Source organism: Methanobrevibacter sp. DSM 116169 (assembly GCF_046197865.1).
GTDB lineage: Archaea > Methanobacteriota > Methanobacteria > Methanobacteriales > Methanobacteriaceae > JAHKLT01.
The window spans coordinates 1,333,572-1,345,893 of the sequence record NZ_CP166990.1 but is presented as its reverse complement, the minus strand read 5'-3'; the positions used below and the strand labels follow the sequence as shown (position 1 = coordinate 1,345,893).

Below are 12,322 nucleotides of genomic sequence, written 5' to 3'. Positions count from 1 at the left end.
TATGGATAATAAAAGACCTGAATTATCTAAAAACTTAGATAGTGAAACTTTTAAGAATTTTTATTATTTAAAAGATGAATTAACTGATTTTTTAAAGTCTGAAGGATTAAAAACTAGTGGAAATAAAAAAAATTTAACAGATAGGATTATTTTTTATTTAGATACTGGAAAAGAAAAAGTTAATTTTAATAATTCTTATAAAAAACCATCAAATCAAGAAATCACTTTAAATTCTAAAATTGGTGAAAATTTTAAGTGCACAGAAAAAAATAGAGAATTTTTTAAAAGTGAAATTGGAGATACCTTTAAGTTTAAAGTTAATTTCCAAAAATGGTTAAAAAATAATCCAAATAAATCTTATAAAGAAGCTATTAATGCGTATTATGAGATTATTAAAGTAAAACCTAAAATTGATAAACAATTTGAATATAATCAATATATAAAAGATTTTTTTAAAAATAACAATAACCTATCTTTGAATGATGCAATTAAATCCTGGAAATATAAAAAATCACTTCCAGGAAATAATAAATATTCTAAAGATGATTTAGCTATTTTAAATAAATTATAATAATATAGGCTTCATATTTTTTTTATATTCTTCTAATAGCTTATATTACTGTTTTTATTAACTATTTTTCTTTTTTTAAATAATAAAATGTATATGTAATAAATTACATAATATAATAAAAGGAGGAGATATTATGAATTTAATAAAAAAGATTTTTGTAATATTTACATTAGTTTTTTTAGTTAGTCTGTCTATATCAGCAATTAATGCAGATAACACTACAATATCTAATGAAACTAATGGTGGAATTAGAAACGTAATTATTAACACAAATAATGATACGATTTATCTTGAAGAAGGAATTTATTCTGAAATTAATAATACTGGATTAAATGTAAATAGAGATTTGACTATTATTGGTAAAAATACAAATGTAATTATTGATGGTGAAAATATTAGAAATATCTTTACATTATCTGATAATGCAAACATAGTACTTATTAATATAACTTTTAATAATTCTAAAGGTTCCGTAATCAATAGTTTTGATAATCCTAATGGAAAAGTTAATGATGTTTCTTTAATTAACTGTAATTTTTATAATAATGAAGCTACTCAGGGTTCTGCTATTTATATAAATGGTAAATCTACAATATTAATTGATAATTGTATTTTTGCAAAAAATAAAGGAACTGAAAGTGGTGTTTTTTATTTTTCAGGAAATATGTTAATTAATATAAACAATTCTAAATTTATTAATAATTCTGCAAGAGATTATGGTGCAGCTTTTGTATCATATAATAGTAATTTAACATTAATTAATAACTGTTATTTTTATAATAACACAGCTAGTGGTAGTGGTGGAGCTATTTTTAATAGAGGTGGAAATTTAATTATTAACAACTCTGAATTTTATTATAATAATGCTACAGGTAATTTTGCTTATGGTGGAGCTATTTATCATGATGGATTTAATTTAACAGTAATTAAATCTTATTTTAATGGAAATTATGCAAGTTATGGTGGAGCTATTGAAGTTACTAGTTCACGTTCAAAATTAAATATTTATTTATCTCAATTTGAAAAAAATACCGCTAGATTTGGAGGAGCAGTATCTGTTGGAGAAGGAAGTGAAGTTAATATAGATAATTCTTTATTTTCTGCTAATTATGCAAATAGTGGTGGAGCTATGTATTTATCAAGCATATTTAAAGCAATGATTAATAATAGTAATTTCCTAGATAATTCTGCTAATAGGGAATCTGGTTATGGTGGAGCTATTAATTCAAATAAAATAACAATTATTACAAATTCATCATTTGAAAATAATCAAGCATATCTTGGTGGAGCTATATATTGTTATAATTTAACAGTTGAAAATGGTACATTTAAAAATAATACTGCTCAAAATAATGGTGGAGCTATTAATATTGGTCCAGATTCTTATTCATTAATAAATAATTCTCGTTTTATTAATAATAAAGCAAATAATGGAGGGGATGTATATATTAGTGGAAATGCATTTTTCCCTGGTGAAATATCTATTTATTATTCAAACTTTACAGGAGGAATAGCTAGAAATAGAGGAGGATCTATTTATAATAGTGATAATTTAATATTAAAAGGCAATTTAATTAATAATGCTTCTGCTCTTTTAGGTTCTGAAATTTTTAATGCATATGATGGTTATTCTATTAAAGGGGTTATTAAAGTTCTTAATTTAACTTATTTAAATAATTCTACAATTACAGCTGATATTGGTGAAGAAATAATTATTTATACTAGTTTAACTGATGATATGGGTAATAAAATCACTGGAAGAAATATATCATTTTTTATTGATGGTCAATATATTACTAATGTAAGTGTTATTGAAGGACATGCTAATATTACTTATTCAATTAATCAAACAGGCATTTTTACAATTAATGGTAATTATACTGGTATTAATTCCTTTGGAATTGATATTTATCCTGGTAAAATAAAAGTAATTAATAGAAATGTTATTTTAATAGCTAAAGATATTATTATGCATTATAAAAACGGCACACAATATTTAATTAAATTAACTGATAGTGAAAATAATCCACTTGTTAATTATACTATATATATTACTGTAAATACTGTAACTTATAAAAGAATTACTAACAGTTCTGGAATTGCAAGTTTAAATATTAATCTTTTACCTAATAATTATACAGTTAATTCTTCATTTTTAGGTGATGATAATTACAATAATATGTCAATTAATACAAGTTTAGAAGTTTTACCTACAATTTTAGCTAGTGATTTGACTAAATATTTTAGAAATGAATCTCAATATGATGTTAAAGTTTTAGATAAACAAGGAAACCCTTTAAAAAATAGTACAGTTAAATTTAATATTAATGGTGTATTCTATACAAGAATCAGCAATGACGAGGGAATAGCTACTTTAAATATTAATTTAAATTCTGGTGATTATATTATAACAGCAACTGATGAAAATGGATTAAATGTTTCAAATATAATTAAAGTATTGCCTATTTTAATTGGTGAAAATCTTAATATGACAGTAAATAACAGGCTTCAATATGAAGTATTAGTCCTTGATGATGTGGGTAATTTTATTCCTAATCAAACTATAGTAATTAATATTAATGGAGTATTTTACTATCGTACTAGTGATGAAGATGGTGTTGCTCGTTTAAATATTAATTTAGATCCAGGTAGTTATATTGCAACAGCTATGTGGAAAGGATATAATACTAGTAATATTATCACTGTAAATCTATAGAAGGATTTTTTTTCCTTCTTATTTTATTTTAACAATTTTTTTTTACTTTTCCATTAAACTTATATGAAATTTTTAACTATATAATTAACATTAATCAATCTTTGATGAGGTGTTATTATTTTAAAAATTAAAAAAATCTTTTTAATAGCTATTTTTATAGTTATTTTATCATCAATTAGTGTTGGTTTTTCTTTAGATGGAAATAATGAAACAATTATTAATGAAAACAACTTAGTTCATAATGATATTAGTGAAATAGCTAATGAAGAAATTTCTATTAAGACAAGTGAAATTAATACTACAATCGATTCTAGTGATTTAACAAAATACTATAAAAGTGATAATCAGTTTAATATTAAAGTTCAAGATTCAAATGGTGATCCATTAAAAAATATCAATGTTACTTTTACTATTAATGGAAATAATTATGAAAAAATTACAAATAATGAAGGAATAGCTACTCTATCTGTTAATTTATCTCCAGGCCATTATGTGATTACTAGTTCATATGCAGGTAATGATAATTATTTATCTTCTAATGTTACAAATAATATAAAAGTTTTATCTACAATTGAGGGTAATGATTTAATTAAACTTTATAAAAATGGTAGTCAGTATTATGCTAAGATTTTAGATAATAATGGTATGCCTATAGTAAATACTGATGTTTCTATGAATATCAATGGGGTTTTTTATGTTCGTTCTACTGATTCTAATGGTATTGTTCGCTTAAACATAAATTTACATCCAGATACTTATATTTTAACTGTTTATCATCCAAAAAGTGATTTATCATTTTCAAACTTGATTTCAGTAATTTCAACAATTGAGGGTAATGACCTTATTAAACTTTATAAAAATGGTAGTCAGTTTTATGCTAAGATTTTAGATGATAATGGTATAGGTATAGTAAATACTGATGTTTCTATGAATATTAATGGGGTTTTTTATGTTCGTTCTACTGATTCTAATGGTATTGTTCGCTTAAACATAAATTTAGATCCAAATACTTATGTTTTAACTGTTTATCATCCTAAAAGCGATTTATCTTTTTCTAATACAATTTTAGTTTTACCAACAATTGAATCAGAAGATATAATAAAATCTTATAAAAATAGCACTCAATATTATGCTCGGATTTTAAATACTAATGGTCTAGCTATAATAAACACTGAGGTTTCTATGAATATTAATGGGGTTTTTTATACTCGTTTAACTGACTCTAATGGAATTGCTAGATTAAATATTAACTTAAATCCTGGAGAATATATTTTAACAATTCAAAACCCTAATGACAATCTTCAACTATCTAATAAAATAACTGTCTTAGAGATGAAAACACAAATAGGTGCAGAAGATTTAAATATAGTTTATAAAGCTAATCAAGAATATAATGTAATTTATAAAGATATGGAAGGTAATGTATTAAGTAATTTACCAATTTATTTTAATATAAATGGTGAAACTTTCAATACAATAACAAATGAAAATGGCATAGCTATTATAAAATTAAATTTAGCTATTGGTCAATATCAAATAAGCTTTGGATTTAATGGAAATACAGGATATTCAAAAATAAGTGGAACTAAATTTATCAATGTTTTAAATCTTAATAATTCATTAACTGGAACAGATTTAGAAATGACTTATCAAGATGGATCTACATTCAATGTTAAACTTACAGATTTAAAAGGAAATCCATTAATAAATGAAGCTATTGTTATTATAATAAACAATGTGGAATATACAAGATTTACAAACAATCAAGGAATAGCTAGTTTAAATATTAACTTAAATCCTGGTCAGCATAGTATAAATTATTATTATTTAAATTCCACTAGTTTAAATTATAATAGTGGAAGCAATATTATCAATGTTTTAAAATTACCAATCTCTATTGAAGCAAATAATCTTGAAATGTTACTTGGAGATGGATCAAGCTTTAAAGTACTAGTTACAAAAGATGGTAGTTCATTATCAAATAAAAATATAATATTTATAATTCATGGTATAGATTATACAAGAACTACCAATTCAGATGGTATTGCATCATTAAATATTAACTTAGGTGTAGGTTATTATAAAATATCTTACACATTAGATGATTCAATTTATTCAGGTGAAGGATATAACTATATTTTAGTTGATGGAACAACTTTAAATATTTTAAATAGTTCTATTATTCCTGGAAATCCATTAAATATATTATTATCTGATCCTTATGGAAATCCACTAAGTAATGAAATTATTAAAATCAATATTAATGGAGTTAGCTATAATAGATCAACAAATAGTAATGGAATTGCATCAATTACAATTAATTTAGATCCAGGATACTATGTATTGACTTTACTCTTCTCAGGTAATTCAAAATATGGTGAAAATTACATTGAATCTCCTCTTAGAGTATTAGATTTAATAGAAATAGATACAATAATTTCAGCATCATCTTACTTAAAAAACTATGTAGAAAACCATTTTTCACTACCTTCAACTATTAGTATGAATAATAGAGATTATTCAATGGCTCAATTTTTATACTTAATAACTATGGCTTCAAAAAACATTAATGAAGGTAATTTCAATAAAATAATTGCAGAAGATGTAATTAACCCAACAAATCAAGTTATAGCTAGCAATTTATGGATGATTAAATCTGGTGAATATTTGAATTTAGCAAATAATATAATAAATCATATTATATTAAATAATAAAGCTCCAGATTCTATAGGATCATCTAGAGGAGAGGTAGGTTTTTATGGATTAGTTTATTTATATGCAAGAATTTTAGATTCTTATGGTAAAAATGGAGCTTTACCTCAAGAAGTAGCTATACGATCTGTAAGCTTTTCAATTACACTTAATAATTTAAATTATAAAAATTCAGTAAGTAATTTAGCACAATATCTTGCAGCTACAAGTAATTGTCAAGTAAATAATGCACAAATACAAGTTAAAGCACAAGAGCTAACAGCAGGACTAACTAGTAATATTGCAAAAGCTTTAGCTATTTTTACATATGTAAATGAAGTAACTGATTATGACTTTTATTATGGTACAAGATATGGTGCAGTTGGAACTTTAAATAGTAAAGTAGGTAACTGTGTAGATTGTAGTCATTTATTAATTGCATTATCAAGAGCATCAGGTCTTCCTGCAAGATATGTTCATGGAGTATGTACATTTAATAGTGGAAGTCGCATAGATCATGTATGGGTTGAAATTTTAGTTGATGATACATGGGTTGTTGCAGATACTACCTCATCAAAAAATACATTAGGTCAAGTTAATAATTGGTATAAATATTCATTAAATGGTAGATATGTATCATTTTAAGGAGTGATTAAATGAGTGAAATTAAATTAATTGATTGGGAGTTATGGTATGTCTTTATTTACAATAAATAATGAAAATTTAGAAGTAATTGAAAAATCAAAATTTAAATTAGAAAGAGAAATGCAAAAAATTACTGAAAATAATTTAAATAAAATATTTAATTTAGAATTTGTTACATCAGAATTTCAATTAAATAATCTTAGAATTGATACATTAGCATTTGATAAAGAATCTAATGGTTTTGTGATAATTGAATATAAAAATCTTAAAACTTTTTCTGTTATTGATCAAGGATATTCTTATTTAGCTCTTCTTTTAAATAATAAAGCAGATTTTATATTAGAATATAATGAAAAAATGGATGAATCACTGGGGAAAAATGATATTGATTGGTCTCAATCAAGAGTTATTTTTATATCTCCTTCATTTACAACATATCAAAGACAAGCTATGGAATTTAAAGATTTACCTATGGAATTAGTTGAAATTACTAAATATTCTAATAATACAGTTTTATATAATAGACTTAAACCATCTGTTACTAATGAAAGTATAAAAACGATTCAAAATAATGAAGAAATTAAAGAAGTTAATAAAGAAGTAAAGGTGTATAAAGAAGAAGATCACCTTGAAGGAAAAAGTGAAGATGTAGTAAATTTTTATTATGAACTTAAAAATAGGATATTATCTTTTGATGAAGATATTTCGTTTAAGTCTACAAAAATGTATGTTTCTTTTTCTTTAAATTCTATTTTTCTTTATTTATATATTTATAATAAAAATTTTAACTTATATCTAAGTTTAAGAAATGGAAAAGAGATTATAGATCCATTAAAATTAACTAAATATATTGAATATGATGCATATGGGAAAAATGCTTATAATATTGTAATTAATTCTGAATCAGATTTAGACTATTTAATGACTCTTATTAAACAAGCATATGATGCAAATAAATAACTGGTGTTAAAATGAGTGAAATTAAATTAAGTTCATGGAATATAAATGGTATTCGGGCTATTTCAAAAAAAGAAGAATTTAAAAATTGGTTTGAATCTGTAGATTCAGATTTGATTTTATTTCAAGAGACAAAAGCCCAATTAGATCAAATTCCTAAAAATTTGTATAAAAATGAGAAATATCTTTCTTATTTTAACTCAGCTAGTAAAAAAGGGTATAGTGGTGTTGCAGCATTTTCTAAAATTGAACCAAATGAAGTTATAAATGGAATGGGAATTGAAAAATTTGATACAGAAGGTCGTTTTTTAAGACTTGACTTTGATGATTTTATTTTAATAAATGTATATTGGCCAAATGGTGGCATGGGTCCTGACCGTTTACAATACAAGATGGATTACTACGATGCATTTCTCGACTATGTTGATAATTTAAAAGAGGCTGGAAACAATTTAATTATATGTGGTGATTTAAACACTGCACACAAACCAATTGATATAGCCCGCCCGAAAGAAAATGAAAAAGTTTCAGGATTTATGCCAATTGAAAGAGAATGGGTAAGTAAATTTTTAGATTCAGGCTTTGTAGATACATTCAGAATGTTTAATGATAAGTCTGACCAATATACTTGGTGGAGTTATCGTACAAGAGCTCGAATGCGTAATGTTGGTTGGAGACTAGATTATTTCTTTGTAAATGATGATTTTAAAGGTAATGTGGTGGATTCTTATATTGAATCTGATGTAATGGGTTCAGACCACTGTCCAATAGGATTGAAAGTAAATTTGTGATTTGGTATCATGGATGAAAATGACACATTTGAGAATATTAATGATGAAATTAAAAAAGATTTTTCAAATATTGGTTTAAATATAATTAAACAATTTAGAGAAAATTTTTGTTCTGAATGTTTGCTTTATTTTGATTATGAAACAGGTAAAGCAACAAAAAAATTTTATCCTCAAGATTCTGATTGGCCATATGTTTATGGAACTTTTTCACATATAAATACTCATGATATATATAAACCAGTTTCTGAAAAGAAAATTGCATCAATTCATAATCATCCAACAAATTTTGCATTTCCTTCTCAGGGAGACTTGTCTAATTTGTTAAGGTATGAATTTTTAGATTATGCGATAATTACAAGCTTATGTGAAACATGGGTTTTAAAATTTAAAGGTAGTTTAAATGGAGAAGAATTGTTAAATATTCAAGAAAGGCATAAAAATATACTTTCAAAATTTAAAAAAACAACTTCATCTATTTTTGACAATATTGAAAAAAATAATGATGAAAAAATTAATTTGAATATTAATAATAATGATTTCCCTTTTTTTAATAAAAAATATTTTAAATTTTTAAGATACTATATTGAAAACTCGTTATTTCGTGAAGAAGTATATGAATTTTTAATGCAATTAGAAAAAAAATATAATATAAGTTGTTATCGTATTATTCATCCAGATTTTCACAATGATAATACATTTTAATATATGTCAATAATTTTGATTTTAGATACTAAATAATCTTCTAACAAAAAACGATTGTTAGGAAGAATGATAAAAAATGGTCAAAATATCAAACTATGATATAAAACTAAACCACTTCATAAAAAGAAGAAATATAAATAAAAAAACAATAAGCCACTACAACCTAGTCTTTACAGAAATATTTAAACTATTCAATAAAATACCATCAGAACTAATAGATGAATTCAAACACGAACAAAAACCATACATTACAAATGATGGATTTATTGAAGTAATGGATATGAATGATAGAAAAATAAACAAATATCAATTCATATATGATGATTACTTAAAAGATAAAACTTATTCTAATAGCTTTTTTTTCATTAAATTAAATTCTTCTTCACTTAAAGCACCAGATTGATATAAATCGAATAATTTGGATAATTCATCAGCTGCACTAGCTTCTGTTTTAACTTCTTGAGGTTTATTTTTAGCTAATTTATTTTCATGAACTGTATCAGCTAATATTTGATAAAAATCTTCTGTTTTATCTCCATCAACACTTTCTAAAACAAGAACTTCAGATCCTGAAATTGTTATCTCAACACCATGATTCCAAGATAAAAAACCTGCTTTATCATGATCAATACTTGTAATATCAGTATATAAAACTTTTCTACCTCCTCTGTCACGACCTAACCAAAAAGATTTCTTTTCAATTTCTAAGTATTCATCATATAATGTAACAACTCCTGAGACTAAATCTTTTTCTCTGTCTCCAGTAATATTTGTTCTACCTTCATGAATATTACATTCAAAGATATATTTTGCTCCTTCTGGAGTTGCGTTTTCTTCAACTTTTTCTCTTTCTTTATCAGATAGATTATTAGTTTTATCCAAAATGATTTTATCTAAATAATCTTCCATTTCACCAATAGAAATATTATTTTCCTTAACACCATTTTTAAAGTCATTTTGAATTTCTACAAAGAAATCACTAACAGGTACCAAGTTTGATTGAGTTAGCTTTTTTTCTAAAGTTTTAGAGTAAGTAAATCCACCAACTAGTTCTTTAATTTTTTCATCTTCAGGAGAATCAGATCCAAATAATCCCATTTTAACACATCCATATTATAGTTTAATAATTAATAATTTCTAATAAAATGTATTTTAGAATTCATATAAAAACTTTTCTTTATGCATTTTAGATAGGTCAATAATAGGAGAAAGTTTTTATTATTATAACAACTAATAGAAATAAAAATGATGTAATATGGCTTTCATATAATAGATATGATGTTTAATGTTAGTTGAAACTTAATTATTTTTTCTAATGAAGAATTTAAAAGAATATAATGGATTTTTTTTTAAATAGATAAAATGAAGATAAATATATTTATTAAAAAATAATATTATAAATAGATGATATTATGATAAAAAGTTTTAAACAAACAGCTGATTTTCATGGACATTCTTGTCCAGGATTAGCTATTGGATATAAGGCAGCTAAAATAGCTTCTGAAATCTTGAATATTGGTGCATCAGATGATGAAGAAATAGTAACTATTGTTGAAAATGATAGTTGTGTAGTAGATGCTTTTCAAGTTGTTTTAAGTTGTACTTTTGGAAAAGGAAATTTAATATTTAATGATTATGGAAAAGGAGTATACACTGTTATAAATAGAGATACAAATCAAGCAGTTAGACTTGCTATGAAAAAAACATTTGATCCTATGAAACTTAATCCAGATTTCATTGAATTAAAAACAAAAGAAAAAAATCAAACAATAACTGAAGATGAAAAGAAATCTCTTAAAAAGGTAACTGAAGAATTTTGCAATTCTATAATTAATGCTCCTGATGATGAAGTATTTTCTATTGAAAAAATCGATATAGATTTACCAAATAAAGCTAATGTCTATGAATCTTTGGTTTGTGATGAATGCGATGAATTAACTGCAGAACATAGAATTAAAAACTATGATGGTAAAAAATTATGCATCCCTTGTTTTAAAAAACTAAATAAATGATAATTCTGGAAAAATAAGAAAAATTTAGATTTTAAATTAATTAAAAATCTCTAAAAAATCATAATGTTTATTTAAAAGAAAATAAAACAACTATTTATTAGCTAATTTAAGTAAAACCATTTCACTATCAGTTCCCCATCTCATTGGAGGACCATATGTTCCAATTCCAGTTGTCACACAAAGATATTTTCCATTATTTTCATAAATTCCATTTGAAAAGGGAAAAACTAATTTTAAAAGCCAATTCATTGGATAAAATTGCCCTCCATGAGTATGGCCTGATAGTAGAAGATCAACACCTAATGTGGAAAAATTATCCCAGTTTAAAGGAATATGATTAATTAAAACTGTTGGTTTATTGGGATTATAGTCAATATTATTTAAATCATTTTTATTACTTCCATAGGTTGTACTTTCTTTAAAACTAAATGGAATGCCAATAATTTGTAATCCTTTAAGATTAAGGATGTCATTTGATAAAACTCTAATATTAGATGCTTTAGCTGCATTTAATACATTTTCAATTCCAGGATAATAGTCATGATTTCCTGGTGTAAATATAACTGGCACTTTAGATTTTTTAAATGGCAAAAAAGAACTATCGTCTATTGGACAAGTTCCATCTGCTAAATCTCCAGATATAATAACTGCATCAGCATCAATAGAGTTTATTTTTAATACAATATTTTCAAGTAAACCTTTATTTTGCATTGAACCAATATGTAAATCTGAAATATGAATTAAGTTTACATCACTATTTAAATTAGCTATTTTTAAATTAAATGTTTTTATTTTAATTTTATGTGCTTTAATATAAGCATAAATTGTTATAATGGAAAGTATGACGATATATATTGAAAATATAATCTCAGAAGGAATACTAATAAACATTTCTAATATATAAATAGCTATTGTTAAAATTCCACCCATTAAAAATGTCCATTTCATCAACTCAGCTATTTTCATCATTAAACGAGTAATTATATGTGACTTTCTAATTTCAAGAGGAATTGGAACTACAGTAAAAATTCCAATAAATAATGCAATTGAAATTTGACAAGTAAAACTTATTCCATTAAATAAATTAGCTATTGCACCTATTAATAAATACAAATATATTGTATATAATACATTTGGAAAAATTCCAACTATTAAATGACGTCTTTTTACAGGATCCAAACAAACACCTATTAATTAAATTTATTTTTTTATATTATAAAAATTGTTAATGATTAAC

The 12,322-nt window shown here is 24.0% G+C and carries 10 protein-coding genes; 8 read left to right on the top strand and 2 right to left on the bottom strand.

Annotation, left to right across the window (positions count from 1 at the left end):
- The first annotated feature begins 1 nt into the window (after position 1).
- The 7 genes from ACA134_RS06555 (at position 2) to ACA134_RS06525 (ending at position 9,476) form a co-directional block, all read left to right on the top strand.
- Entirely contained in the window at positions 2-571 is a 570-nt protein-coding gene (locus tag ACA134_RS06555) for a DUF6434 domain-containing protein (protein ID WP_409199622.1), read from the top strand.
- Between the two features lie 133 nt (positions 572-704).
- Positions 705-3,287, top strand: coding sequence for a right-handed parallel beta-helix repeat-containing protein (locus tag ACA134_RS06550; protein ID WP_409199621.1), 2,583 nt, complete (start codon positions 705-707; stop codon positions 3,285-3,287).
- A 492-nt stretch (positions 3,288-3,779) separates the two neighbouring features.
- Entirely contained in the window at positions 3,780-6,623 is a 2,844-nt protein-coding gene (locus tag ACA134_RS06545; RefSeq protein ID WP_409199620.1) for a transglutaminase domain-containing protein, read from the top strand.
- A gap of 48 nt (positions 6,624-6,671) precedes the next feature.
- Positions 6,672-7,583, top strand: coding sequence for a DUF5655 domain-containing protein (locus ACA134_RS06540; RefSeq protein WP_409199619.1), 912 nt, complete (start codon positions 6,672-6,674; stop codon positions 7,581-7,583).
- A gap of 11 nt (positions 7,584-7,594) precedes the next feature.
- The gene (xth, locus tag ACA134_RS06535) at positions 7,595-8,371 is read left to right on the top strand and encodes an exodeoxyribonuclease III (RefSeq protein ID WP_409199618.1); all 777 of its coding nucleotides are present in this window, start codon (positions 7,595-7,597) and stop codon (positions 8,369-8,371) included.
- 9 nt (positions 8,372-8,380) lie between these two features.
- Positions 8,381-9,073: a hypothetical protein gene (locus ACA134_RS06530; RefSeq protein WP_409199617.1), complete on the top strand. Its 693-nt coding sequence runs from the start codon at positions 8,381-8,383 to the stop codon at positions 9,071-9,073.
- A gap of 76 nt (positions 9,074-9,149) precedes the next feature.
- A complete protein-coding gene (locus ACA134_RS06525) occupies positions 9,150-9,476 on the top strand; it encodes a hypothetical protein (RefSeq protein WP_409199616.1) in 327 nt (108 codons plus the stop codon).
- Here the strand turns inward: ACA134_RS06525 and ACA134_RS06520 are convergent.
- Positions 9,416-10,171, bottom strand: a complete 756-nt coding sequence (locus ACA134_RS06520) for an SHOCT domain-containing protein (protein WP_409199615.1) — start codon at positions 10,169-10,171, stop codon at positions 9,416-9,418. The two genes, ACA134_RS06525 and ACA134_RS06520, sit on opposite strands and share 61 nt — an antisense overlap.
- 314 nt (positions 10,172-10,485) lie before the next feature.
- Here ACA134_RS06520 and ACA134_RS06515 point away from each other — a divergent pair, with 314 nt between their 5' ends.
- Positions 10,486-11,085, top strand: coding sequence for an FmdE family protein (locus ACA134_RS06515; protein WP_409199614.1), 600 nt, complete (start codon positions 10,486-10,488; stop codon positions 11,083-11,085).
- Positions 11,086-11,175: 90 nt separating this feature from the next.
- Here the strand turns inward: ACA134_RS06515 and ACA134_RS06510 are convergent, their stop codons facing one another.
- Positions 11,176-12,264: a metallophosphoesterase gene (locus ACA134_RS06510; RefSeq protein WP_409199613.1), complete on the bottom strand. Its 1,089-nt coding sequence runs from the start codon at positions 12,262-12,264 to the stop codon at positions 11,176-11,178.
- Positions 12,265-12,322 lie beyond the last annotated feature (58 nt).